The 25,982-nt window shown below is 60.0% G+C and carries 17 protein-coding genes; 12 read left to right on the forward strand and 5 right to left on the reverse strand.

Annotated features, from left to right (window positions below):
• Positions 1-41: 41 nt before the first annotated feature.
• Together AC1DWG_RS07060 and AC1DWG_RS07065 are read right to left on the reverse strand one after the other, a co-directional pair.
• A complete protein-coding gene (locus AC1DWG_RS07060) occupies positions 42-671 on the reverse strand; it encodes an acyltransferase (RefSeq protein ID WP_477762354.1) in 630 nt (209 codons plus the stop codon).
• A 156-nt stretch (positions 672-827) separates the two neighbouring features.
• Positions 828-1,763, reverse strand: a complete 936-nt coding sequence (locus AC1DWG_RS07065; protein ID WP_477762355.1) for a KpsF/GutQ family sugar-phosphate isomerase — start codon at positions 1,761-1,763, stop codon at positions 828-830.
• Positions 1,764-2,188: 425 nt separating this feature from the next.
• On the opposite strand from AC1DWG_RS07065, the gene AC1DWG_RS07070 reads away from it, so the two are divergent.
• The 7 genes from AC1DWG_RS07070 (at position 2,189) to AC1DWG_RS07100 (ending at position 10,630) form a co-directional block, all read left to right on the forward strand.
• A complete protein-coding gene (locus AC1DWG_RS07070) occupies positions 2,189-4,222 on the forward strand; it encodes a capsular polysaccharide biosynthesis protein (protein WP_477787552.1) in 2,034 nt (677 codons plus the stop codon).
• A 5-nt stretch (positions 4,223-4,227) separates the two neighbouring features.
• Entirely contained in the window at positions 4,228-5,481 is a 1,254-nt protein-coding gene (locus AC1DWG_RS07075; protein WP_477762357.1) for a capsule biosynthesis protein, read from the forward strand.
• Positions 5,478-6,254: an SDR family NAD(P)-dependent oxidoreductase gene (locus AC1DWG_RS07080; protein ID WP_477762358.1), complete on the forward strand. Its 777-nt coding sequence runs from the start codon at positions 5,478-5,480 to the stop codon at positions 6,252-6,254. The genes AC1DWG_RS07075 and AC1DWG_RS07080 overlap by 4 nt, the downstream gene beginning before the upstream one ends.
• A gap of 64 nt (positions 6,255-6,318) precedes the next feature.
• The gene (locus AC1DWG_RS07085) at positions 6,319-7,764 is read left to right on the forward strand and encodes an LTA synthase family protein (RefSeq protein ID WP_477762359.1); all 1,446 of its coding nucleotides are present in this window, start codon (positions 6,319-6,321) and stop codon (positions 7,762-7,764) included.
• Positions 7,757-8,368: a GNAT family N-acetyltransferase gene (locus AC1DWG_RS07090; RefSeq protein WP_477762360.1), complete on the forward strand. Its 612-nt coding sequence runs from the start codon at positions 7,757-7,759 to the stop codon at positions 8,366-8,368. Before AC1DWG_RS07085 ends, AC1DWG_RS07090 begins: the two co-directional genes overlap by 8 nt.
• Before the next feature lie 11 nt (positions 8,369-8,379).
• On the forward strand, positions 8,380-9,807 hold the full coding sequence (locus tag AC1DWG_RS07095; RefSeq protein ID WP_477787553.1) for a capsular polysaccharide export protein, LipB/KpsS family: 1,428 nt from the start codon (positions 8,380-8,382) through the stop codon (positions 9,805-9,807).
• 364 nt (positions 9,808-10,171) lie between these two features.
• Positions 10,172-10,630 carry an REP-associated tyrosine transposase gene (locus AC1DWG_RS07100; RefSeq protein ID WP_477762362.1) on the forward strand — a complete coding sequence of 153 codons (459 nt, stop codon included), beginning with the start codon at positions 10,172-10,174 and terminating at the stop codon, positions 10,628-10,630.
• A gap of 59 nt (positions 10,631-10,689) precedes the next feature.
• Here the strand turns inward: AC1DWG_RS07100 and AC1DWG_RS07105 are convergent, their stop codons facing one another.
• Together AC1DWG_RS07105 and AC1DWG_RS07110 are read right to left on the reverse strand one after the other, a co-directional pair.
• Positions 10,690-12,039 carry an aminotransferase class I/II-fold pyridoxal phosphate-dependent enzyme gene (locus AC1DWG_RS07105; RefSeq protein ID WP_477762363.1) on the reverse strand — a complete coding sequence of 450 codons (1,350 nt, stop codon included), beginning with the start codon at positions 12,037-12,039 and terminating at the stop codon, positions 10,690-10,692.
• An 8-nt stretch (positions 12,040-12,047) separates the two neighbouring features.
• A complete protein-coding gene (locus tag AC1DWG_RS07110) occupies positions 12,048-19,598 on the reverse strand; it encodes an SDR family NAD(P)-dependent oxidoreductase (protein WP_477787554.1) in 7,551 nt (2,516 codons plus the stop codon).
• 322 nt (positions 19,599-19,920) lie between these two features.
• On the opposite strand from AC1DWG_RS07110, the gene AC1DWG_RS07115 reads away from it, so the two are divergent.
• Complete coding sequence (locus AC1DWG_RS07115; protein ID WP_477762365.1) at positions 19,921-21,486, forward strand: methyl-accepting chemotaxis protein; 1,566 nt, start codon at positions 19,921-19,923, stop codon at positions 21,484-21,486.
• Between the two features lie 99 nt (positions 21,487-21,585).
• On the opposite strand, the gene AC1DWG_RS07120 is transcribed toward AC1DWG_RS07115, so the two are convergent.
• A complete protein-coding gene (locus tag AC1DWG_RS07120) occupies positions 21,586-22,260 on the reverse strand; it encodes an alpha/beta family hydrolase (protein WP_477762366.1) in 675 nt (224 codons plus the stop codon).
• Between the two features lie 95 nt (positions 22,261-22,355).
• Between AC1DWG_RS07120 and ccoN the strand changes: the two genes are divergently transcribed.
• The 4 genes from ccoN to ccoP are packed head-to-tail and all read left to right on the forward strand — an operon-like array spanning position 22,356 to position 25,565.
• A complete protein-coding gene (gene ccoN, locus AC1DWG_RS07125; RefSeq protein ID WP_477787555.1) occupies positions 22,356-23,780 on the forward strand; it encodes a cytochrome-c oxidase, cbb3-type subunit I in 1,425 nt (474 codons plus the stop codon).
• A gap of 10 nt (positions 23,781-23,790) precedes the next feature.
• Positions 23,791-24,399, forward strand: a complete 609-nt coding sequence (gene ccoO, locus AC1DWG_RS07130; protein WP_008020035.1) for a cytochrome-c oxidase, cbb3-type subunit II — start codon at positions 23,791-23,793, stop codon at positions 24,397-24,399.
• 3 nt (positions 24,400-24,402) lie between these two features.
• Positions 24,403-24,615, forward strand: a complete 213-nt coding sequence (locus tag AC1DWG_RS07135; protein ID WP_477753674.1) for a cbb3-type cytochrome oxidase subunit 3 — start codon at positions 24,403-24,405, stop codon at positions 24,613-24,615.
• Positions 24,612-25,565, forward strand: a complete 954-nt coding sequence (ccoP, locus tag AC1DWG_RS07140; protein WP_477762368.1) for a cytochrome-c oxidase, cbb3-type subunit III — start codon at positions 24,612-24,614, stop codon at positions 25,563-25,565. The genes AC1DWG_RS07135 and ccoP overlap by 4 nt, the downstream gene beginning before the upstream one ends.
• Positions 25,566-25,982 lie beyond the last annotated feature (417 nt).

Consider the following 25,982-nt stretch of genomic DNA (forward strand, 5'->3'; position numbering starts at 1 on the left):
AAAATATAACCGGGTTATTTTTCCTGTAACAACAACCACAATTAAGGTTCGAGTGGCGTCTTTTTCAAGCGACGATCCCAAACGACACTTTCCCTCATAAGGCGTGCAGGCGCGCCGGCGTAAATCGAGTTTGTTCTTGTAAGGCGCTTACTGACGTAGGACCTTGCTCCAATCACGCAACCTTCCGGAATGTTAGCGCCCTTGCCAAGAGTCGCGCCCTCACCAATCCACACATGGCGTCCCAGTACAACGTCTTGTGCCTCATTCAAACGCTCCCCCCCATGCAGATCGTAAATAGGGTGTTCATCAGAGGTGCGGACGAATATTCCGCTTGAGAACATACAATCCTCCCCGATCAATATACTTTTACCTTCCATGGCAAACAGATGTGCGCCAACGAACGTCGTCCCCGCCCCAATCACCAGTTTTGACTCGGCTTGGCGCATATGTATAGCGCCTCGCAAATTGCATCCCTTGCCTATTTCAACAACGTTATGGGCACCAGAAAAAAGAATATTCATATTGCGAACCACTGTATTTTCAGCTATTCGCAGAACGTGATTATTGCCTTCAATCTGGATTCTGGCTGTAGGCTCAATTCGCACAGAGGGGTGAATTTCAATGACGTTGTTCTCGCCATTATTGATAACGCTTGGATGTTCGGGTAGCACTTAGACCTCGCAATAGGTAAAAATGGCGTAATTTTTATTTTTCACAATTCTTTGCGGCTCTAGCACCAAGGCATTTTTAAAAACGCCGTTTATCAGCACTACCCATCAGTAACAGGCACTCCATTGCTACCACTTGCAGCCACCTGAAACGATCGATCAATCAAAAATCTCCACAACCCCCACCACCTCATCACTCCCCTCTGCCGTCACCGGCAACGCCCGAATCTTGTGATCCTGCATATAGGCTTCTGCCTCACACAACTGCGCCGTGGCTTTCACGGTATGCGGTTTGGCGGTCATGAAGCTGGCGACGCTTTCGTTGATCACGCCCGGGTTATTCAGCAGCGCCCGGCGCAGGTCGCCGTCGGTGACGATGCCGACCAGTTTGTCGCTGTCCATGACCAGGGCGAGGCCCAGGCGGCTGGAGGTCATGACCAGCAGGCAGTCGTGGAACGAAGTGTCGCGACTGACTTTGGGGATGTTGGTGTGCATCACGTCACTGACGCGGGTGAGCAGTTTGCGGCCGAGGCTGCCGCCGGGATGGTAGCGGGCGAAGTCCATTGGTTTGAAGTCGAGTGCGGCAATCAGGGCCACCGCGAGGGCATCGCCCATTGCCATGGTGGCCAGGGTGGAGGTGGTTGGCGCCAGGTTGTTCGGGCACACCTCGCGCTCGACCGAGATGTCGAGCCAGATATCGGCGTGCTTGGCCAGCGTGGATTGACCATTGCCGGTCATGGCGATGATCTTGTTGCCGAAGGACTTCAGGCTCGGAATCAGCTTGATGACTTCTTCGGTTTCGCCGCTGTAGGAAATCAGGATCAACACGTCGATTGGCTTGAGCATGCCCAGGTCGCCGTGGAAGGCTTCAGCCGGGTGCAGGAACAGGCTCGGGGTGCCGGTGGAGGCGAAGGTAGCGACCATTTTCTGACCGATCAAGCCCGATTTCCCCATACCGCAGACCGCTGCGCGGCCTTTGCAACCGAGAATCAGTTCAACGGCACGCTGGAATTCGCCGTCCAGGCGTTCTGCCAGTTGGCTGATGGCTTGCGCCTGGGCGCTGAGCGCTTCTTTGGCAATTGGAAGGTGATTCATGGGAAATCGATCGATCCTTGATTTAAGTGGCGCGTATGTTAACGACTCAATAGCCTGACGGAAACTAACGTTCTATCAACCCAGGAAAAATAGTCACTTTTCTGTGTCACCGAGACCTCGAACATGGCAGTTGCCGGTTGGAAATTTTTAATGTCGCCCCCTTTTGATCGACTGTCACAGAGGATACGCAAGGACTCCTCGCCTTTCAGGTGCCAATAGTCATACCGCACTACTCAGCGCCGGCAGTGCCCCCTCCCCTGAGCAACACCCAATGTTTGTAGGCAATCCCCCACTTTTATCGTTATAAATTGTCGGCTTTGTATTATCATCCGCACCCACTTATCGAAGAGCGTTGCCTGAGACGCTTTGGATTTTTTGCGCGTCTCGCAAGCGAGTGCGTCACCTACGGACATCTGCTGTTTTTTATGGACAAAAACCTCCTGAATCGACCGTGCTTGCTGGTGCTTTCTAAAGGCGCCCAGCAAGTTGCCACGCTTCCCGCCCTGTTGCCCGACTATCGATTACTGCCTGGTTCGACTCGTGACGTCACTCAGGCCGATGTGTTGCTGGCGTGGGGTCGCAAGCCAAGCGCCCTGTTTGCCCAACGGGAAGCACAAAAAGCCGGTCTGCCTGTGCTGTCGGTAGAGGATGGTTTTTTGCGTTCGGTGGGCCTTGGCGCGGATGAGCCGCCGCTGTCGCTGATCGTCGATGACCTGGGCATTTATTACGATGCCGATAATCCGTCGCGCCTGGAAGTATTGATCCCGACATCCTTGAGTGAATCTCAGACTCTCCGCGCCCGGGCTTTGCAGGCGAGCTGGCGGGAAGAGCGCGTTTCCAAGTACAACAGCGCCCGCATCGAACAATGCCATTTACCGCAACCTTGCGTTTTGGTCGCTGACCAGACCAAGGGCGATGCCTCACTTCAGGGCGCCGGCGAGGCTGATTTTGAGCGCATGCTCCAGGCTGCACTCGATGAGCATCCTCAGAGCATTGTCGTGGTGAAGGTCCACCCCGATGTCGCGGCAGGCCGCAAGCAAGGCCACTTTGATCTTGAAGCGCTGAGCAAACGGCCGCGCGTCCATGTGATCAGCCGTAATGTTCATCCTGCCGAGTTACTGAGCGAAGTTCAGGCCGTGTATGTGATGACCTCGCAACTGGGCTTCGATGCACTGTTGTGGGACGTGCCGGTGCGCACCTTTGGCATGCCGTTCTATGCCAGCTGGGGTTTGACCGTGGATGCCCTGCCCGCCCCCGAGCGGCGCCAGCCGGTCAGTCTTGAGCAATTGGTGCATGCGGCGCTGGTGGAGTACCCGCGTTATGTCGACCCGGAGACGGGCGCGCCGTGCCAACCCGAGACCGTGCTGGCGTGGCTGGGGTTGCAGCGACGGATGCGCAGTCGCTTGCCGCAGGACTTGCAGATGGTTGGTTTCAGCAAGTGGAAACGGCCGTTGGTGCTGGACTTTTTCAATGGTTCATCCACCCGATTTTCCGCACCTTCCAGACGTTCGAAGCCCCCTGCAATGGTGGTGAGTTGGGGTTGCCAGCACGACTCGGCGTTGGCGCAACAGAACACTGCCAACCACCTGGGCCGCGTCGAAGATGGCTTCCTCCGTTCTGTCGGCCTGGGCGCGAAGAAAACCCGGCCGCTGTCCTGGGTGTTCGACGACCTGGGCATCTACTACGACGCCACGCGTCCTTCGCGTCTGGAACAGCTCTTGCAGAACCAGTCGTGCCCGCCTGAGTTGTTGCGGCGGGCCGCGGCGCTGCGCGAAGCGATCTGCGCCGCCGGAGTGACCAAATACAACTTGCCCGGTGCCGCGTGGAAACGTCCGCCGGGTGTCGAGCAAGTGATTCTGGTGCCGGGGCAAGTGGAGTCCGACGCCTCGATCCGTTACGGCGCACACCGCATGCGGCGCAATCTTGATTTGCTCAAGGCAGTGCGCGCCCGCCACCCGATGGCATGGCTGTTGTACAAGCCGCACCCTGAAGTGCTGGCCGGCACACGCGAGGCTGGCGAGGACGAAGAACACACCCGTCAATGGTGCAACCAGGTGGTGGGCGATGTGCCCTTCCACGAGCTGTTGTCCGAGGTCGATGAGGTGCATGTGCTGACCTCGCAATCGGGCTTCGAAGCCTTGTTGCGCGGCGTGCCGGTGACCACTTACGGCCAGCCGTTTTATGCCGGCTGGGGCTTGACCCACGATCAGGACCTCAGCCCGCAGGTCCAGGCGCGTCGCACCCGGCGCCTGAGCCTGGACGAACTGGTGGCCGCGACCCTGATTCGCTACCCGACTTATGTCAGCCGCATTACCCGAAGATTCACCACCCCCGAACGTACGTTGATCGAGATTCAGAACTGGGATGAAGTACCTGCGCAAGGAAGAACGCCAACATGGCGAGAGATGATTCAGCGTTTGCTCCTTACCGTCTTGAGACCGTCGCCAAGGAAATTTTAGTTCCCATGCAGCGCTCCAGACGCCTGGTATCGGTGAAACCACGCAACTCGTTCCTGTTTTTGCAGGGCGTCAGTTCGCCGTTTTTCGCGCGCCTGGTGCGAGCGCTGCGGGCCGAGGGACAACGGGTCAAGTCCATCAACTTCAATATGGGCGACACCCTGTACGGCAGCGGCGCGCGCGTGTTTTGTTCGGCGCGCCCCGAGCAGTTGAAAGACTTCTACAGCCAGTGTTTCAGCGCCGACCAGATTACCGATGTGGTGCTCTTCGGTGACTGCCGCCCCGTGCATCAACCGGCGGTGGAACTGGCCAGGTCTCTGGGGATTCGCGTACACGTGTTCGAAGAGGGTTACTTCCGCCCGTACTGGATCACCCTTGAGCGCAATGGCGTGAACAATCACTCGCTACTGCCCCGCGATCCGCAGTGGTATCGGGAAGTGGGCAAGTACATCCCGCGCTATCACAACGGCAATTCATTCCGCCTGTCCTTTGCCTCCAGGGCCTTCCATGATGTGATGTATCACGTCGGCGGTGCACTGAACAAAGTGGTGTTCCCCCACTATAAAACCCACGCCCCGTTCAACGCGGCCGTGGAGTATGCCGGCTACATTCGCCAGGGCCTGCGCCTGGTCAGTGCCAGGGGCCGTGACTCCGAAGTCATCAGTGAAGTGGCGCGCAACCGTCACCGAACCTTCCTGTTGCCGCTGCAACTCGACAGTGATGCGCAGATCCGCGACCACTCGCCCTTCAAGCATATGAAGGATGTGTTGAAACACGTATTGGGCTCGTTTGCCCGCCATGCCGGCAGCGATGCGCGGCTGGTGGTCAAGAACCACCCGCTGACGCCGGGCATCGTCAACTACCACCGCATCACCCGGCGGATTGCCGACAAATTCGGCATTGCCGATCGCGTGGATTTCCTCGAAAGCGGCCACATGCCGACACTGCTGTCGCATGTCGCTGGCGTAGTCACGGTCAATAGCACCGTGGGTGGTTCGTCACTGATGCACAGCGTGCCGACCATTGCCCTCAGCGACCCGATCTACAACCTCAAGGGCCTGACCCACCAGGGCGGTCTCGATGAGTTCTGGGACAACCCGGAGCCTCCCGACTCCACCCTGTTTCAGCGCTTTCGCAGCACGGTCATTCACACCACGCAAGTCAACGGCGGCTTTTACACCCGCTGCGGCATCGACATGGCGGTGAACAATTCCCTGGAAGTGCTGATGGCCAAAACCTCGAAAATCGAACAGTACCTATGACCTCGCAACAGTCTCCACGCTGCATTCTCATCACCGGTGCCACAGGCGGCATCGGTGGCGCGCTGGCACCCGCCTACGCGAAACCGGGGGTTACGCTGATCCTGCAGGGCCGACGCCTGGACCGCCTGGAAGAAATGGCCGCCCAGTGCCGCGCCGCTGGCGCTCGCGTACTGCTGCAACCGCTGGATGTTCAGGATCTGCAGGCCTTGCGCAGCTGGATCGGCGAGATCAGTGTCACCGAGCAACCGGACCTGATCATTGTCGGTGCCGGGGTCAATACGTCCACCGGCGACAACGGCGAAGACGAAGTCTGGGAGCTGTCCCAGGCGCTGATCGAAATCAACGTGCTGGCCGCCCTTGCCACGGTGCAGGCCGCATTGCCGGCCATGCGTGCCCGCAAGTCCGGGCAGATCGCCCTGTTCAGCTCGCTGGCCGGTTGGCGCGGATTGCCGGCCACACCGAGTTACAGCGCCAGCAAGGCAGCGATCAAGGCTTATGGCGAAGCCATGCGCGACCTGGTGGCAACCGATGGTGTGAAGATCAACGTGATCATGCCGGGCTACGTCGAATCGAAAATGTGCTTTGAAATGCCTGGGCCAAAACCGCTGCTCTGGACCCCGGACAAGGCCGCGCGACGGATTCAGCGCGGGCTGGCGGCGAACCAGGCGCGCATCAGCTTTCCGTTCCCGCTGAACCTTGGGTGCTGGGCTCTGGGGGTCATCCCGCCACGACTGTCGTCGATCATTTTGCGGTGGCTGGATTACGGTGCCTGATTTTTTGAATAACGTTTTTTGCTCGGTTGTAGTGCCTGGTTTTCTCCTGTCTTGCGCAATCGAAATGCTCCTGGTGCCGCGTACCGGCTGGTCCCGTCCGCTTCGCAGCTGGCTGTTGCATGGCGGTGCCTGGGCATTCGCCGTTGGCTTGCTGTACCTGATCAGCGGTCGCGCGTATTTCAGTGCGGTCAACGTGCTGGCGCTGTGGCTGCTGATCGTGCTGGTGAGCAACGCCAAATACCATTCGCTGCGCGAGCCATTTGTCTGCGCCGATTTCGAATACTTCAGCGACGCCGTACGCTTTCCACGCCTGTATTTGCCGTTCTTCGGCATTGGCAAAGCCATCGGCCTGGCCCTTCTGTTTATCGCCTACCTGGCGTGCGGGTTATATTTCGAACCGGTGGGCAGCAATGCTCGCGTCGTGGCTGCGAGCACGTTGCTGGGCAGTTTGGTACTGCTGATGCTCGGCAGCTTGAAGCCTCTGCGCCCGACGTTCGACGCCAGCCTCGACCTCGGTCGCTGGGGTTTGGCGGCCAGTTTGTGGACGTACTTTTTCGCGGCCCGGCGCCCGGTGGACCTCAATCGACTGAACTCGGCGTTTACCGATGAGCTGCCACGCCCGGCGTCCGACACCGTGCTGCCGGACCTGGTATCGGTACAAAGCGAATCGTTCTTCGATGCGCGCAGACTATGGCCCGGCATCCGTGCGCAGGTGCTCAGCCACTTCGACACCTTGCGGGCCGAGGCGCTGGCCCAGGGTCGTCTGCAAGTCGCCGCGTGGGGCGCCAACACGGTCCGCAGCGAGTTTGCCTTCCTCACCGGGATCAAGGTCGACCAACTGGGCGTCCATCGATTCAACCCTTATCGCCACCTGGCGCGACAAGGCGTTGCGAGCATCGCCAAGGCGCTCAAACGCCAGGGTTATCGTACGGTCTGCGTGCATCCCTATGTCGGCAGTTTTTATGGTCGGGACAAGGTGTTGCCTGCACTGGGCTTCGACGAATTCATCGACGTTCGCAGTTTCACCGAACAGCAAAAGGCCGGCCCGTTCATCGGTGACTGCGCGGTGGCGGACAAGATCAGCGCGTTGCTTGATGATCCGTCCCGTACCCAGCCGTTGTTTATTCATGCCATCACCATGGAAAACCACGGCCCGCTGCACCTGGAAAATGTCGAAGCCGGCGACCTGCCGCAGTGGTTCGACCGGCCGCTACCAGAAAGCCTGCGTGATCTGGCCCCGTACGTGCGCCACTTGAGCAATGCCGATCGCATGCTCGGTCAGCTGCGCGAACATTTTCTGACCCGCAGCACACCAACCGGGCTGTGCTTTTTCGGTGACCATGTGCCGATCCTGCCTGACGTCTATGGCGCCCTGGAGGCACCGAATGGCGATACCGAGTACTTCATCTGGTCCAATACTTCGCCGCGTGCCAATACCTGCGCAGACCTCGGAGTCGAGCATCTGGCCAAGGCCTTTATCGACCATCTGGCCCCTACTGCCGATGACTGAAACCCGGGGTGAACCGGTGCAGGTGGTTCTCGCGTCCAGCCTTGCGCAGCGCGACCCTGCGGTTGCGCGCTGGATCACCGCGGGGCGCGGCTCGTTGGCGTTCATCCTCGGCGATGAAGACTGCCGTCATCGCCTGCTCGCGCAGTCGATCAACTGGGACCGCGTCCTGCTGGCCTATCACGACAGCGCACCGGTGGGCTACGCCTCGTTCAAACACCAACGCCGCGGACCATTTTCACCGGGCATCCGGCCATTCGTTCGCGAGTTCGGGCGACTGGGCGGCTCGCTGCGTTATGGCCTGTTCGTGATCAGCGAGTGTCGCGAGTGGTACTACGGTTTTTATCTGTACGGCTTGCATGTGCGCAAAACCGCACGGCGCCAGGGGGTGGCCAGTGCCTTGCTGCAGGTCGCCTTTGATCAGGCACTCAGCCTTGGCCATACCAAAATCGAGCTGGAAGTGCAGGTGAAGAACCTTGCGGCCAGGGCGTTCTATGCCCGCCACGCCTTCATGCCGATACACACCTTTCCAACGAACTGGCTGAGCCGCGTGATGCCCTTCCCGACGGTCATCAACCTGCGCCGCAGACTATCGCCCCATCCATGAGCAGCCCGCAAATGAATCGATCCGTACCCCTTGAATCGCTGGTGGATGGTCCCGGTCGGGTGGGCATCATGTCGCAGTGGGTGATGTGGAAAGTCCATCATCTGGAGGAGTTTCTCGACCCCGAAGGTCAGCCTCATTGGCTGTGGCGACGCAGCCGGCAGCGCCCCGCAGGCTTGAAGGCGATTGCCGGAATTGGCTACAAAAGTTCCTCTGACCATGCCCGGGTCTTGTGCAAGCGCTGGGGCATTCCCTACGTCGCACTGGAGGATGGCTTCCTGCGTTCATCTTCGCTGGGCGTCGAAGGCGATACGCCGATGTCGATGGTGGTCGACCCCATTGGCATTCACTACCTGGCCGATCGCCCGTCACGGCTGGAGAACATCCTGCAAACCCCGCAGACCCTGAGCTCTTCGGAGCAGGCGACCGCACGGGAGCTGATTGCCCTGATGCGCAGCAGTGGCATCGGCAAATACAACAACGCACCGGACCTGAGCGACGACGACCCGCTGGGCCGTGACAAGCCGCTGATTCTGGTGGTCGACCAGACTTATGGCGACTTCTCCATCCCCGGCGGCGGGCTGTGCGAAGCCGACTTTATCCGCATGCTCGACGAAGCCCTGGCGCAACACCCCGAGGCGGACGTGCGGGTGCGGATTCACCCGGACTGCATCAACGGCCACAAAAAAAGTTGCCTGCTTGACGCCGCTCTTGCCCGGGGCGTGACGCTGGAAAGTCGCCATGTGTCCTGGGCCTCGCTGGCGCGCCGGGCGCAGCGGGTCTATGTAGGTACCAGTCAGGCCGGGCTCGAGGCCTTGATTCAAGGCATCCCGGTCACCTGCTTCGGCTTGCCGTTCTACGCCGGCTGGGGCCTGACCGATGATCGCCAGGCAATCCCCCGTCGCCAGGCCCGACCGAACCTTGAGCAGTTGGTGGCGGCGGCGTACATCCGCTATTGCCGCTACGTCGACCCGCTGACCGATCAGCGTTGCGATGTCATGACTGTGGCCCGTCAACTGGCCCGGCAAAAACACCAGGACAGCCAGTTCGCGGGGACATTGACCTTGCTGGGTGTGCCACACCGACAGCGGCCGGCGATCCGGACCCTGCTCAAAAGCCGATGGGGCCGGTTGACGTTCGTCAGCGATAGTGCCGAGCTGATGCAATCCGTAGTCGGCGAAACCGGCAAGCTGTTGGTGTGGCGAGCCAGCGAACCCGGCGATCTGCAATCCCGTGCCGAGGCCCACAGCGTGCCGCTATGGCGCATCAGCCCGGGCATGCTGCAATCACCGGGTGGCGATGAGCAACCACTGGTTCAGATTCGCGGCCTGCCGTGCAGTCCCCATCAAGCCCGGGAGTACAACTCCCATCCCAAAACCGGCCTGTTCGACAGCTGCGCACGTTATCGACAAATTCACCGCTACTTCAGACGCATGTTCTGATCCCTTGCCGGCGAAGGCGTCTTTGAAACTGGCGTTGCGCTTTCGGCCGCTTTCGCTGGCAAGCCAGCGCCTGCAAAAACGCGTACACACCGTCATTTTTTGTGTCCACACATTCCCTGTAGGAGCCGGCTTGCCGGCGAAGGCGTTTTTGATGGCGCTGCATGCCCCACGGCCGTTTTCGCTGGCAAGCCAGCTCCTACAAAAACGCGTACACACCGTCATTTTTTGTGTCCACACATTCCCTGTAGGAGCCGGCTTGCCGGCGAAGGCGGTAGTCCTGTCACATCCGGCCCCAAACCTATACGACGTAAATTCATCTGCGCACTAGCCTTACCCTTTCCGACCGACAAAGGAGGGCAACGGATTGCCCACTCGTCTACACGCCAGCCACCTGCGCACAGGGCGCCACTCTCAATCCGGGCAGATCTACCTGCTCACCACAGTCACCCATCTGCGTGAGCCGCTCTTCAGTGACTGGCGTGTGGGGCGTTTGGTGGTGGATCAATTTCGTCAGGCCCAGACAGAGGAACGGGCCAACTCCCTTGCCTGGGTAGTGATGCCCGACCACTTTCACTGGTTGCTCGAGCTCAGGAACAGCACGTTGCCAGGGTTGATGCTCGCCACCAAATCCCGCAGCGCGAGAGCAGTGAATGCCTGTCTGGCACGCAAGGGGCAGCTGTGGCAGAAAGGTTTCCACGACCGAGCGATTCGTCGCGAAGAAGATTTGCAGGCAGTAGCCCGCTACATCGTTGCCAACCCATTACGCGCAGGGTTGGTCAAACGGGTGCATGACTACTCACTGTGGGATGCCATCTGGCTGTAGGAGCCGGCTTACTGGTGCAGGTGCTTTCGGCCGTTGCATCGATCTTTCGGCTGCTCGGCTTATAGCTTTTGAAGTTCCTGCGCAACAATGGCAACGGTTTCGGCGATTTGCTCCCGGGTGTGCAGGCACGACACGAAAAAGCGTACACGAGCCGATTTTTCGGGCACCGCCGGATGAAGAATGGGTTGGGCGTTGATACCTCGACGGGACAGCGCGCTGGACAACTGGGTAGCCTTGAGCGAACTGCCGGTGATGATCGGCACCACTGCCAGACCGGTGCTTGTGCCGGTATCCAGGCCGGCGTCCCTGGCCAACTCGAGGAATTGCCTGCCGCGCGCCTGCAAGGTTGTGACGCGCTCGCCATCCTCAGGTAGACAACGCAATGCCGCCAACGCTGCCGCAGCCACCGGTGCCGGCATGCCGACGCTGTAGAGAAAACCCGGCGCCAGGAACTTGAGATGCTCTACCAGCGCTGACTCACCGGCGATATAGCCACCACAACTGGCCAGGCTTTTGCTCAAGGTGCCCATCCAGATATCCACGTCACTGCCGGCCAGACCGAAATGTTCACGGATGCCCTTGCCGGTCTGTCCCATTACGCCCAGTGAATGCGCTTCATCGACCATCAGCAACACTTGGTGTTTCTTCCTGAGTTCGACGAAGCGCGGCAAATCCGGGAAGTCGCCATCCATACTGTAGATGCCTTCGAGCACCACCAACACGCGCTCGAAATGCTGACGCTGATCGCTCAACACCCGGTCAACCGCTTCCCAGTCGTTGTGGGCAAAGACGAGACGCCGGGCGCCGGACAATTGAATCCCCTGGAGAACGCTGTTATGGATCAGTTCGTCATGCAGGATCAAATCCCGCGGACCGAATAGATAACCAATGGTGGTCACGTTCGTCGCATGGCCGCTGACGAAAGTAATAGCGTCGTCCACCTCATAGAGCCGGGCCAGTTCCTGCTCCAGCTCGCGATGGATCGGACGATCACCCGACACCGGACGGCTGGCGGAAACTGACGTTCCATAGCGATCAATGGCCGCTTTGGCGGCTTCAGCGACCACCGGATGCCCCGAGTAGCCCAGGTAGTTGTAGCTGGCGAAGTTCACGTAGCGGTTACCGCCCATGACAGTTTCCGCACCCGCCAAACCTTCGTGCAACTTGAAAAACGGATTGGCCAGGCCGAAGCGCGCAGCCCCGTCGAGCATGATGCGCAAATGCTGATAGCCAGGGTGCTGATCAAATCGGCAAAACTGCTCAAAGCCCTCGCGCGGGGCGCCTTTGACGCCCTCTAGTGAAGGGCTTGGAGCGCAATCGCCGATCTTGCGCAGTCGCCGTTCCAGGGCCTGTTGAATCAACTTGTCCTTCATCGAAGTGGCAAGCCCGGGCGTGGTTTTATTGGTCATGGTCCGGATCAATTAATCAAACGTGAAGGTTTCAAATCCTGGGTGCTCAACGGCGCAATGTCGTCGCGGGAAATGTCGACCCCGTGACGGGCGAGCGTATCGCTCGTCAGCGTCTGCCCGTTATGTTCGGTATCCGGTTGCACATCGCAATCCTGATTGCCTCGCAGGAGTTCAAGGATTCGAACAGTGATTTTGCCGATGCTTGACGCTTCGCTCAGCTCCATTACCGGCAGACGCACCCCGAATCGCTCCTCGACTGCCACCACCAGTTCGACACTCATCAGCGAGTCCAGCCCCAACTCTTGAAGCGGTCGCGTGGCGTCCAGTTTGCTGGTTGGTAACCGCAGGATTTCGCTGATTTCCTGTTTAAGCATTTCACCGAACAGTTCGATCAGCTCGCAGTCGTCCATTTCGGTCAACAGCCGCTGGATATCGTCGACATCGCTTTCTTCGTCCTGCTCACCACCGTGCAATCTGGCCAGCTCATTGAATTTGGGCGAGCCGGCTGCCGGCAGGAATCGCGACAGTGCTTTCCAGTCCAGCTCAAGTACGCCCAGCCCCGAACGCCGCTGCAACAGCAACCGCTCCAGAGTTTCCAGTGCCGCTTGCGACTGCAGGGCAGCACCGCCCATGCGGCTTTGCAGGGCATCTTTGATGTCCTGGTTGCGCGCCAGGAAACCCGCATCATCGATGGCTCCCCAGAGTACGCTGGTTGCCGGCAGCCCCTGCGCCAGGCGATGACGCGCCAACGCTTCGAGCCAATGGTTGGCGGCGACGTAGTTGGCCTGCCCCGGGTTGCCGAACAAGGTCGTTGCCGAGGAAAACAGCACGAAGAAGTCCAACGGCAAATGGGCCGTCAATTCATGCAGGTATTGCGCGCCTTTGGCCTTGGGTTCAAGCACCCGTTGCAACTGCTCCTGGCTGAGGTTGCGGATCAGCCCATCATCAAACACGGTGGCCGCATGCACGATGCCCCGCAACGGTGCCTTGGAGGCTTCGATGCTCGCCAGCACGCTGCGCAATTGAGCGCTATCGGTGATATCGCAAGCCAGCGCCTGCACCTCGATACCTTGCTCGCGCCACGCCGCCAGCGCCGGCTGCGCTTCTTCGGTAGCAGCACCGCGACGACCGAGCAGCACCAGGTGACGCGCGCCCTTCTCCACCAGCCATTGCGCAGTACGCAGACCGAAACCGCTGAGCCCCCCCGTCACCAGGTAGGTGCCGTCGGCGGCCAGTTGCAAGGCCTGAACCTGCGCCACCGGCGCGTGGAAAACCTGCTGGATCGGTGTGCGGTAGGTGACGACGATCTTGCCGATCTGCCTGGCCTGCTGCATGTAGCGGAATGCTTCGACGACTTCATTGGCATCGAAGGCGCGATAAGGCAGCGGACTCAAAATGCCGTCGCGGAACAATGCCATCATTTCGCCAAACAGCCGACGGGTCAGCTGCGGACGTTCGCTCATGAGCTGGTCGGCATCGATGCCAAAGTAGCTGATGTTGTTGCGGAACGGCCGCAGGCCGATCTTGGTGTTCTGGTAAAAGTCGCGCTTGCCCAGTTCGAGGAAGCGACCAAACGGCTTGAGTACTCGCAGGTTGCGATTGATGGCCTCACCCGCCAGGGAGTTGAGTACTACGTCCACGCCGCGGCCATCGGTAATGGCCAGGATGTCATCGGCAAACGCCAGCGAACGCGAGTCGAAGATATGCTCGACGCCCAACAGGCGCAGGAAATCGCGCTTCTCGTCGCTACCCGCCGTGGCGTAGATTTCGGCGCCGCACCATTTTGCAATCTGGATCGCGGCAATGCCGACGCCGCCCGCTGCACCGTGAATCAGGATTTTCTCTCCCGGTTCAAGCCGCGCCAGGTGATGCACGGCGTAATACACGGTGAAGAAAGTACTCGGAATGGTCGCCGCCGCTTCAAACGACATGCCTTCAGGAATGCGCGCCACAGCATTGGCGTTGGTGATCAGGCGATTGGCGAAGCTCGACGGACCAAAACCGACGACACGGTCGCCCGGCTGGAAATCACCCTCGACCATCGCCCCTTTACCGCGCACCACACCGGCAAACTCGAAGCCCAGCGTCGGGCCCGAGAAGCCATTTTCGATCGCTTCATCAGACAGCAGACCCAACGCGAACATAACATCGCGGAAGTTCAAACCCGTGGCCTGAACCTCGATATCCAGTTCATCGTCTGCCGGCACCAGCGGCGCTCGTGCTTCCCAGCGCAAATTGCGCAGCTGCCCCGGCAAATCGAAGCCGAGCCTGATCTGCGTCGGCGCATCCAGCAGCGCACTGCCTGGCAACTCATCGGGCTGGATTCGCAGCCGTGCGACATACCGATCGCCCGCCGCGCTGATCGCCAGTTCGGTTTCTTCATCCGCATTGAGCAGTGCCGGCACCAGGGCCTCGACGCCAGCGCCAATCGCCAGATCGAGCAGACGAACTCGACAACCGACTGCTTCGTTCGTCAACGTCCGACCGAAGCCCCACAAGGCAGCATCGGCAATGCCTTGCACAGTCGTATCCAGGCGGGTGCCTTGCGGTAACAAATGGATGGCGGCGCCGGAGGTCAGCAACCAGCAATCCGCAGCGACGCCGGCCGATTCACAGGCTTGCGTGATGGCAGCGGCGTGCATGCAGCGGTCAGCCTGGGCATCAAGCCCTTGGGGTGCGAACAGGCCGGCCAGCATTACCACGTGTTGAGGCACCGCTGGACGTTCACGTAACTGTTGCGCCAGATCCGATGCCGAGCCAGGCGCGAGCAGCGCGGCCTCTTGACCTTGCTCGCGCAACATCGAGGCGAGTGCCCGGGCAAACGGTGCTTCAGGACCTTGCCCATCGGCTACCAGCAACCAGCTCTGGCGCGGATACTCACGTGCAACCGCGAGGGTCTTCGCGGAATTTTCGGCGGCTACCAACAGATAGCAGCCAGACGCCGAGTCCGGAATGAACTCCAGCGGCTCGGACACCTTCAGGCCATGACGCCGCAATTCCTGTTGCCAGAATCCCGGGGGCTGTTGCACCGCTAACGCCTGTTGCCCCTGTCGGGCCAGCCACCAGGAAGGTTCGGCGCCAAATGTGAAGTCCGCCCAACGCGCAGGGTGTTGCGCCAACAGAAGCACTTCACCGTTGGCACACAGCCTTGCAGCGCCATGGTGCAAGCCTTGACTGACGGCTTCCAGCGGTGCCAGGTCGGTGGCGACAAGGACCAGATCGAAGTCGTTCGCCGGCACCCGAGCGATTTTTTCCGACGCCTCCAGACTCAGTATCTGAAGCTCCGGGAGCTCAGCCTGGAGCATCGACGCGATTTCAATGTTCTGCGCAGAGTACTGATAATCGACCCGGTCAAAATCCAGGCCGACACACAAGTCTGCCGCCAGTGGTGCCCCCTCGAAACCGAGTTCGAGAATACGCAGGCGCTGCCCGTCAGGCAGAGCGCTCAACCGTTGGGCGATATGTTCTCGCAGACCGCCCAGCAACGCTTGGTGACCGGACGCGCCGAGCACCAGGCGGGTCAATGCGGCGGGCGTGGTTTCCCGTGGCAGCAGTTGCGCAATCTTCACCTGACCGCTGATCAGCTCCAGCAGATGCATGCCGATCCGGCCGACCGAATGAATGATCTGGAAGTGTTCGGGATAGCTGCTGAACAGTTCCTGCCAGATGTCTTGCGCACTCGCTCGCTCGCCTTGATCGGCAAGCTGCCAGCCGCCATTGCCCGCCGCAACCAGGCTGCCATCCTCCAGCGCTTGCTCAAGAAGATGGTCAAGATAACCTCCAGCTTCCCAAGTGGAGCGCTGCTGCAGCGTCAGCTCACCGCCCAGCTTCTCGATGGCTTCCAGCACGAAACTGCCACACAGACCGTCGAGCAAAGGGTCGATTTCATCGGCATAACGGAGCAATCCGGGATCATCCGCGATAGCGCAAAGGTGCTGCTGCAGCTGCGCCTCCAACCGTGAGTCCGCCAATGGCAATGCGCGTTCATTCGCAGGATAGGGTTTGGCAACCCCGACAAAGTCCACCAGTTTGATGTCGCCACTGCGATCCTTGTGCAGCCGAACCCCACGAAAACGGGCGTCCTTGATGCAGATGACCGCGCGGCCATGGACGTCGTACAACGTGAAGTCCGCCAACAGGGAATGCGCTGAACGTCGTACCAGAGTGACCTGGGCCAGACAAGGCGGCAGGCTGCCAGCAGCGAAGGCGATACGCCCGAGTTTCACCGGGATAAAGGCCAGGTCTTTGCGGCTGTCGGCCTCCTGGTCCAACAGTTGGGTGATCAACTGGAAGGCACTGTCCAGCAGTGCCGGGTGCACATTCAACGTTGCGAGTTCATCCTCGATCGGGGCCGGGACCGTCAACCGCGCCAACACCTGGTTGCCGTCGATCCAGCCTGCCTCGACGGCTTGATAAGCCGGGCCATAATTGAGACCAACCGCACGGGTCAGCGCCAGGTGCCCGGACGAGGTGAAATCAGGAGCGCGCGCTGGAACGACTGGAGCGGTGCTGGCCAGCAACCCGCCGCGCGCTTCACCCACAAGCCTGGCAACCACATGCTGCACCCACGGCTCAGCCTGGGCAGTGCTGCGCGACACGATGGAAAGGGCACCGTCGGTAGTGTCGATCATCACACGGACCTTTTTGCTGAAATCCGAGTGAAGCAAGAGCGGGCTGTGAATTTCCAGCTCTTCGATTTCCACATACTCACCGGGTTGATACTGCAATGCAGCAGCGAGTGCGACTTCGGTGAAACCCGCGCCCGGGAACAATACCGAGTCACCCACCATGTGGTCGCCCAGTGACGGGAACAGTTGCGTATCCAGGCGATTGTCCCAAGTGAACTCATGCTCCGGCAGCAGATAACCCAACAGCGGATGGACGCGCTCTCGGCTCAGGTGGCCGGAAGACTCGGGCGTGTCTGCGTGCCAGTGACGTTCGCGCTGCCAGGCGTAATTGGGTAATTGCACGAAACGGCCGGAGTGAGGAAACAGGCATTGCAGATCGATGTCGACACCGGCAATCAGTACCTTCGCCAGCGTACGATCAATCATCTGCGGGTTTTCTTCACCACGCAGCACCGTCGGGATCACAACCCCTTCCAGTTCCTGGCTGGCCATCGCATCGGCCACATAGGCACGCAGGATCGGGTGCGGGCCGACCTCCACGAATACGTTGTAGCCCTGCTCGGCGAGCGCCTCACTGGCGGACTTGAACAGCACCGGATAACGAATGTTTTTCCACCAGTACCCGGCGTCCAGATGTTCACCGGCCAGCACGTCGCCGGTCACGGTCGAATACATTGGAATACTGGCGTGACCCGGGACGATGTCGCTCAACACGTCGATGACTTGATCGGCGATCACATCCATGGCCGGCGAGTGGAACGCATAATCGAGACCCAGGCGGCGAACGAATACCTGACGCTCGGTCAGCGCGTGTTCCAGGGTTTCTAGCGCAGCCACCTGGCCGGCGACGGTCGCCCCCTTGAAACTGTTCTCGCCGGCGACGACCAACTCGCTGTCCAGGTCGAGCGTCTTCAACAGGCTCGCAGTGTCCGCCCCCGACAACCCTACCGCCGACATGTTGCCGCAGCCCTTGGTCAAGCCTTGCAGGCGACTGCGATGGTAGATCACACGGGTGGCGTCGTTCAGCGTCAGTGCTCCGCATGCCCAGGCGGCAGCGACTTCACCCACGCTGTGGCCGATGACGGCCACCGGTACTACGCCTTTTTCGGCCAGCATGCGGGTGACACCCACTTGCAATGCAAACAACGCCGGTTGCGCAAATTCAGTCAACTGATAGCGGTCATCGCCCAGCTCGACCGCCAGCTCGGCGATCAACGAATAGCCGGATAGCGCATGGAAAATCGCGTCTACCTCGGCAACCGCCTGATGGAAAACCGGATCGGCCAGCAACGACTTGCCCATGCCCTGCCACTGCGATCCATTACCGGAGAAGACGAACACGGGCCCTTTTGCCTGATCCAGGACACGGCCACTTTCCAGTACCGCCGACAACGCCGGAACGCCCGGTTCCGTGACGAAATCCAGTAGGGTCTGAGCGCTGCGTTGAGCATCCGCACCGAACACCACCACCCGTTGCGGGAGCAACTCGCGGCGAAACATCGACTGGTAGGCCACGTCGTAAAGGTTTGCCGCGTCCGGCCCGGACAAAAATTGCGCCAGCTGTTCGGACTGGGCCGCCAAGGCTGCGTTGTCCTTGGCAGAAACAATCAACGGCACTGACTGCCCCATCTGGCGCGGGGCCTGCGGCGCCTGTGGCGGACTTTCCAGGATGACGTGGGCGTTGGCCCCGCCGAAACCGAAAGAGTTGACACCGACCACCAGTTTTCCGCTGGGTTTGAGCGCTTGGGTTTCAGTGACCACACTCAGGTTGAGGTCAGCGAAAGGAATGTTCGGATTGAGCTTCTTGATGCCGATGGTGGCGGGCACCTTGCGTTCGATCACGCAGTACAGCGCCTTCATCAAACCGGCGACACCCGAGGCTGCCTCAAGGTGCCCGATATTGCTTTTGATCGAACCGATCAGCAGTGGCTGATCCGCCGGGCGCTGCTGCCCCAGCGCCTCACCGATAGCCCGGCTCTCGATAGGATCGCCGACTGGCGTGCCCGTACCGTGAGCTTCCAGGTAATCAATGTCTGTCGCACTGATGCCAGCACTGTCGTAGGCCTGCTTCATCAGGGCTATCTGCGCATCCGCGCTCGGGACGGTCAAACTCGACTTTCGCCCATCGGTATTAGCCGCACTGCCGGCAACGACCGCGAGGATCTGGTTTGCGTCCTCGATCGCCTTGTCGTAATCCTTCAGATAGAAAAGCCCCGCGCCTTCAGAACGGACATAGCCATCTGCAGACTCATCGAACACGTGACATTGCCCAGTGCGCGACAACATTGAAGCCTTGGAAAAGATCAAGAAGCCAAAAGGGTGAAGATGCAGGCTGACACCACCGGTAATCGCCTGTTCGATATCGCCGTTCTGAATGGCCTGGCAAGCCTGGTGAAAGGCCATCAGGGAAGAAGAGCACGCAGTGTCGATGGCCATGCTCGGGCCTTGAAGGTCATAAAAAAAAGATAGCCGGTTGGCCGCGATACTGAAGGTATTACCGGTGGCGGTTGCCGCATCAATCGTCGACATGTCATGCGTCAGACGATAGCCGTAGTCGACACTGGCGATCCCCAGGTAGACACCGCAATCGCTGCCACGCAGGCTCGACGGTTTGACACCGGCGTTCTCGAACACTTCCCAGCCAAGCTCCAGCAATAATCGCTGCTGAGGGTCCATGACCGCCGCTTCACGAGGAGAAATATTGAAGAATCCAGCATCGAAAGTAGAAATATCGCCCAGGGAACCGGAAGCAAACGTGTACGACGTTGCTGGGTTTGCCTTGTCCGGGTGCAGGAACTCGTCCTTGGACCAGCGAGAAAAATCCGCTTGGGTAATAAAGCTCTGCCGGTCCAGTAGGTGCGGCCAAAAAGTTGCAGAAGTAGAGCCTGGAAAACGGAACGACGTCCCTATGATTGCAACTTTCTTACGCATTGCTACTTGCCCTATTCATCCCCAGCCCTTTTCCAAAAGCTGAACAACAATCAAATTCCATTAATGTAAATGCAGGAAACCCGGCGACACCCTGGATGTTATGTACCGCTTGCTACCTGACCAAAAATAACGTCACGCGCAAAATAGCCGCGAATCATACGCGCCGGGTCCATTAAGGGAAACCTGAAAAGTTCAACCGCTGGGCAGGTCAATCCTTTCAACGCAGGGCGAATTTGAGACACACGTCAGGCTATTAAAAAAACATTCAATAAACCCGCGACGCAGCCGACAACTCTTGAAAGCCTTGCGGATTGAAAAAGCCATGCGTAACAACCAACCCACTACACAACGCGAACGGACCTTTCCGGCTCAGCAACGGTTGATTTCCACCACCGATGCCAAGGGCATGATCACCTACTGTAACGACGCTTTCGTCGAAATCAGCGGGTTTTCCCGAGAGGAGCTGATCCGTGCACCGCACAACCTGGTCCGTCACCCCGACGTCCCGGCCGCGGTGTTCGCGCACATGTGGGGCACACTGAAACAAGGCTTGCCATGGATGGGCATTGTCAAGAATCGCTGCAAGAGCGGTGATCATTACTGGGTGAACGCCTATGTGACACCGATCTTCGAAGGCAATCAGGTGATCGGTTACGAGTCGGTGCGGGTCAAGCCCTCTGCCGAACAGATCCGACGCGCCGAAGCGCTCTACCAACGCATCAACCAGGGCAAGCCGGCCGTTCCCTCCTCGGATAAATGGTTGCCGATCCTGCAGGACTGGCTGCCGTTCATTCTGGTCAGCCAATTGAGCTTCATGATCGGTGCATCGCTGAACTCCCATTGGGGGTTTGCCCTGGCAGCAGGACTCTCGGTACCACTGGGCCTGATGGGCCTTCAGTGGCAGCAGCGTGGCCTCAAGCGCTTGCTGCGCCTGGCCGAGCAGACCACCTCCGATCCGTTGATCGCACAGATGTACACCGACAGTCGCGGCGCCCAGGCGCGTCTGGAAATGTCCATACTCAGTCAGGAAGCACGCCTGAAAACCTGCCTGACGCGTTTGCAGGACACGGCCGAACACCTGACCGATCAGGCCAGGCAATCCGATGCCCTGGCGCACAACAGCTCCAGCGGCCTGGAACGTCAACGGGTCGAGACCGAACAGGTGGCCACCGCGGTCAACCAGATGGCCGCTACCACCCAGGAAGTCGCCAGCCACGTACAACGCACCGCCGATGCCACCCAGGAAGCCAATCGCCTGACCGGTCGTGGTCGTGACATCGCCGGGGAGACCCGCGAAGCCATCCAGCGCCTGTCGGTGGTGGTCGGTGAAACCGGCGTGACCGTGACCCAACTGGCCAAGGACAGCAACGAAATCGGAGGTGTGGTCGACGTGATCAAAGGCATCGCCGACCAGACCAACCTGCTGGCCCTGAACGCTGCCATCGAAGCGGCCCGTGCCGGCGAGATGGGTCGCGGTTTTGCGGTGGTGGCCGACGAAGTCCGTCAACTGGCGCAACGCACCAGCGAATCCACCGGGCAGATTCATGCGCTGATCGCCAAGCTCCAGCAAACCGCCAGTACTGCCGTGCAGACCATGGAAGCCGGGCATCGTCAGGCGGAAGAAGGCGTGGCGCGGGTACTGGAAGCGGACCAGGCACTGGTGGGGATCAGCGAAGCGGTGGCCAACATCACCGACATGACCACCCAGATCGCTGCCGCGACCGAAGAGCAAAGTGCCGTGGCCGAAGAAATCAGCCGCAACATCAGCAACATTTCGGAACTGGCGGACCAGACTTCGGAACAAGCGCAGAACTCGGCGTTGCTGAGTGAAGAGCTGACCAAGACCGCCAATACTCAATATTCGTTGGTGGAGCGGTTTAACCGGTAACCTCAAAATCAAAAGATCGCAGGCTGCGCCAGCTCCTACATTCGAACGGCGTACACCCCGTAGGAGCTGCCGAAGGCTGCGATCTTTTGATCTTGCTTCTCACAAAAACTCAGCAACCTTTCTGGCTGTCTCGTCCAGATGTTGCTCATGCGTAAACCCCGAAGCCTTCAACGGCTTCAGATCATGATCCCCCGCCACCAGCCAGAACACCTCGATACTCGGCGATAGCGCATAACCCTCGACCACCTCACGATTGCCCAGCGCATCGCGCTCGCCCTGGACGATCAAGGTCCGTGTCTTCAGCCCCGCCAGATGCTCAACCCGTGGTTTCTCCGGCTTACCCACCGCATAGAACGGATAGCCCAGGCACACCAGCGCATCCACCCCCAACTCATCGGCCAGCAGACTGGCCATCCGCCCGCCCATGGACTTGCCGCCGATGGCCAGCGGCCCAGTGACATGGCGTCGCACCTGGGCATACACCTCGCGCCAGCATTCCAGCAGTTTCGGCGCCGGGTTCGGCGGGCGTTTACCGCCGTCGATGCGCCGCTGCGCCATGTACGGAAACTCGAAGCGCAACACGTTGACGCCTTGAGCGGCGAGGCGTGCAGCCATGTCGCTCATCCAGTCGCTGTCCATCGGTGCGCCGGCGCCATGGGCAAGGATCAGCGTCGCCGCAGCCTTGCCAGCGGCGGCATTCCACAACCATCCATGATCCCGCACGCACTGCGCCCATTGATCCCCGTCAATACCGGCCTTGTGCCCTTTGTCCATGCTTGCCTCGCTTTTAGTCTGCCTATAACTCCGGCCGAAGGGTGCGCTGCCTTGCGCGAGTGCGCTCACTTCGGCTGAACCGTGGATGGGGAACCATGAACACTTCTATCAGTACCGCCTACAACTACAAGGTGGTCCGCCAATTCGCCATTATGACGGTGGTGTGGGGCATCGTCGGCATGGGGCTCGGGGTTTTTCTCGCTGCCCAGTTGGTCTGGCCCGAACTCAACTTCAATCTGCCGTGGACCAGCTTCGGCCGCTTGCGCCCCCTGCACACCAACGCGGTGATCTTCGCCTTTGGCGGCTGCGCCTTGTTCGCCAGTTCGTTGTACTCCGTACAACGGACGTGCCAAACACGCTTATTTGCTCCCGCAGTTGCCGCATTCTGTTTCTGGGGCTGGCAGCTTGTGATCCTGCTGGCGGCCATCAGCCTGCCGCTGGGCTACACCAGCTCCAAGGAATACGCCGAGCTGGAATGGCCGATCGACATCCTGATCACCATCGTCTGGGTCGCCTACGCCATCGTGTTCTTCGGCACGATCATGCAGCGCAAGACCAAACACATTTATGTCGGTAACTGGTTCTTCGGTGCGTTCATCATCACCGTGGCGATTCTGCACATCGTCAACAACATGGAATTGCCGGTCAGCTTCACCAAGTCCTACTCGCTGTACTCCGGCGCTACCGATGCGATGGTGCAATGGTGGTATGGACACAACGCCGTAGGCTTTTTCCTCACCGCCGGTTTCCTCGGGATGATGTACTACTTTGTGCCGAAACAGGCCGAGCGTCCGGTGTATTCCTATCGCTTGTCGATCGTGCACTTCTGGGCGCTGATCACCTTGTACATCTGGGCGGGCCCACACCACCTGCACTACACCGCGCTGCCGGACTGGGCGCAGTCGCTGGGCATGGTGATGTCGCTGATCCTGCTAGCGCCGAGCTGGGGCGGGATGATCAACGGCATGATGACCCTGTCGGGCGCTTGGCATAAGTTGCGCAGCGACCCGATCCTGCGCTTCCTTGTGGTGTCGCTGGCGTTCTACGGTATGTCGACCTTCGAAGGGCCGATGATGGCGATCAAGACGGTCAACGCCCTCTCCCACTACACCGACTGGACCATCGGCCACGTACACGCAGGCGCCTTGGGCTGGGTGGCGATGATCTCCATCGGCGCGCTGTACCACATGATCCCGAAAGTCTTCGGCCGCGAGCAGATGCACAGCATCGGCCTGATCAACGCGCACTTCTGGCTCGCCACCATCGGCACCGTTCTGTACATCGCCTCGATGTGGGTCAACGGCATCGCCCAGGGCCTGATGTGGCGTGCGGTGAACGAGGATGGCACGCTGACTTACTCCTTCGTCGAAACCCTGGTGGCCAGCCACCCTGGCTTCGTCGTGCGGCTGGTGGGTGGCGCGATCTTCCTCAGCGGCATGTTCCTGATGGCCTACAACACCTGGCGCACCGTGCGGGCCTCTCAGCCTGCCGCCGTCGCCGCTGCCGCGCAGATGGCCTGAGGAGTCCGCCATGAAACACGAAACTATCGAGAAAAACGTCGGCCTGTTGCTGCTGCTGATGATCCTGGCCGTGAGCATCGGTGGCCTGACCCAGATCGTCCCGCTGTTCTTCCAGGACGTGACCAACAAACCGGTGGAAGGCATGAAGCCCTACACCGCGCTGCAACTGGAAGGTCGCGACATCTATATCCGTGAAGGCTGCGTCGGCTGCCACTCGCAGATGATCCGTCCGTTCCGCGCCGAGACCGAACGCTACGGCCACTATTCGGTGGCCGGTGAAAGCGTCTGGGACCACCCGTTCCTGTGGGGCTCGAAACGCACCGGCCCGGACCTGGCCCGGGTCGGTGCGCGCTACTCGGATGACTGGCACCGCGCGCACTTGTACAACCCGCGCAACGTCGTGCCGGAGTCGAAGATGCCAGCCTACCCGTGGCTGGTGGCCAATCAGCTCGACAGCAGCCACACCGAAACCAAGATCAAGGCCATGCGCACCCTGGGCGTGCCGTACACCGACGAAGACATTACCGGCGCCGTCGCTTCGCTCAAGGGCAAGAGCGAAATGGATGCGCTGGTCGCCTACCTGCAAGTGCTCGGCACTGCGATCAAGAGCAAGAGGTGAGCCATGCCCATGTCTTTTATAGAGATCGAATTGAGCACTGGAATGATCCGCGGCCTTGGCACCGTCGTGGTGTTCGTGGCCTTTGTCGGCCTGACGCTGTGGGTATTCAACGGCAAGCGCGGCCCGGAATTCGCCGAAGCGCGCCTGCTGCCGTTCGCCGACGAACCACAACCCGACATCACTGAAGAACCTGTCACAAGGAGTACCCGGCCATGACCACCTTCTGGAGTACGTGGATCTGCGTACTGACCATCGGCAGCCTGATCGGCCTGACCTGGCTGTTGATCGGCACCCGCAAGGGTGAAACCAAGGGCAGTGTCGACCAGACCATGGGCCACAGCTTCGACGGCATCGAGGAGTACGACAACCCGTTGCCGCAATGGTGGTTCATGCTGTTCGCCGGCACCTTGGTATTCGCCGTCGGCTACCTGATCCTCTATCCGGGCCTGGGCAACTGGAAAGGCGTCCTCCCCGGCTACGAAAACGGCTGGACCGGGGTGCACGAATGGGAAAAGGAGATGGCCAAGGCTGACGGGAAGTTCGGGCCGATCTTCGCGAAGTTTGCGGCAATGCCCGTGGAAGAAGTGGCCAAGGACCCACAGGCATTGAAAATGGGCGGCCGCCTGTTTGCCTCCAACTGCTCGGTGTGCCACGGCTCGGATGCCAAGGGTGCGTTCGGCTTCCCCAACCTGACCGACAGCGACTGGCGCTGGGGCGGCAATGCAGAAACCATCAAGACCACCATCATGGGTGGCCGGATGGCGATGATGCCGGCCTGGGGTGAAGTCCTGGGTGAGGAAGGTGTGAAAAACGTCGCCGCGTATGTGCGCCATGGCCTGGCCAAGCTGCCATTGCCTGCCGACAGCAAAGCCGACCTGCAGGCCGGACAGCAAGCGTTCAGCACCACCTGCGTGGCTTGCCATGGGGCAAACGGCCAGGGCACTGAAGCCATGGGCGCGCCGAACCTGACGCACCCGGCCGGCTTCATTTACGGGACGAGCCTGACACAACTTGAGCAGACGATTCGGCATGGCCGCCAGGGCCATATGCCGGCGCAGAACGAACTGCTGGGCAGCGATAAGGTGCAATTGCTGGCCGCGTATGTGTACAGCCTGTCCCACAGTTTGAATACCGAGCGCTTACAGGCTGAAGACAACCGCGAATAAATCCCGACCGCTCTGCTGCCGCATTCTCGCGGATGCGGCAGTTCCCTGTCCCTTTGCGACCCATTGTCGCACCCTCTGTGACTCTTTCTTTCGGATCCCAGGATTCGGGTCTAAGCTTCCCCCGATGCGGACTGGCCGGTGCCGGTTCCAGGTCGACCCTGAACGATGTGTTCGACGAATCTGCCCGATGACAGGCCGCAAAGGCTGGTAGATACCGGCTGTCGCACCAATTGCCTTCGGTCAGCCAAACGTTGCGTTTGAACACACCCCGTTACATCCGACCTGACCCCCTCGCCTGATCAGTCCGCCGGGATGTTTTGCCCGCGGGCAATTTTGTCCTTACGCGGCGCATGGAAAGGCCGCAGAATCAGCTTTTGAAAGCATTGACCCAGGTCATGGCGCGTTGCAATGACCCCT

It is taken from the genome of Pseudomonas sp. P4_B3 (assembly GCF_056402295.1).

Coding starts and splice junctions, on each gene's coding strand:
- AC1DWG_RS07095 (WP_477787553.1), top strand. CDS start 8,380: ATGAATCGATCCGTACCCCTTGAATCGCTGGTGGATGGTCCCGGTCGG.
- AC1DWG_RS07065 (WP_477762355.1), bottom strand. CDS start 1,763: ATGAATCACCTTCCAATTGCCAAAGAAGCGCTCAGCGCCCAGGCGCAA.
- AC1DWG_RS07120 (WP_477762366.1), bottom strand. CDS start 22,260: ATGGACAAAGGGCACAAGGCCGGTATTGACGGGGATCAATGGGCGCAG.
- AC1DWG_RS07115 (WP_477762365.1), top strand. CDS start 19,921: ATGCGTAACAACCAACCCACTACACAACGCGAACGGACCTTTCCGGCT.
- AC1DWG_RS07135 (WP_477753674.1), top strand. CDS start 24,403: ATGCCCATGTCTTTTATAGAGATCGAATTGAGCACTGGAATGATCCGC.
- AC1DWG_RS07105 (WP_477762363.1), bottom strand. CDS start 12,039: ATGACCAATAAAACCACGCCCGGGCTTGCCACTTCGATGAAGGACAAG.
- AC1DWG_RS07075 (WP_477762357.1), top strand. CDS start 4,228: ATGCAGCGCTCCAGACGCCTGGTATCGGTGAAACCACGCAACTCGTTC.
- ccoN (WP_477787555.1), top strand. CDS start 22,356: ATGAACACTTCTATCAGTACCGCCTACAACTACAAGGTGGTCCGCCAA.
- AC1DWG_RS07085 (WP_477762359.1), top strand. CDS start 6,319: ATGCTCCTGGTGCCGCGTACCGGCTGGTCCCGTCCGCTTCGCAGCTGG.
- AC1DWG_RS07110 (WP_477787554.1), bottom strand. CDS start 19,598: ATGCGTAAGAAAGTTGCAATCATAGGGACGTCGTTCCGTTTTCCAGGC.
- ccoO (WP_008020035.1), top strand. CDS start 23,791: ATGAAACACGAAACTATCGAGAAAAACGTCGGCCTGTTGCTGCTGCTG.
- ccoP (WP_477762368.1), top strand. CDS start 24,612: ATGACCACCTTCTGGAGTACGTGGATCTGCGTACTGACCATCGGCAGC.
- AC1DWG_RS07090 (WP_477762360.1), top strand. CDS start 7,757: ATGACTGAAACCCGGGGTGAACCGGTGCAGGTGGTTCTCGCGTCCAGC.
- AC1DWG_RS07070 (WP_477787552.1), top strand. CDS start 2,189: ATGGACAAAAACCTCCTGAATCGACCGTGCTTGCTGGTGCTTTCTAAA.
- AC1DWG_RS07080 (WP_477762358.1), top strand. CDS start 5,478: ATGACCTCGCAACAGTCTCCACGCTGCATTCTCATCACCGGTGCCACA.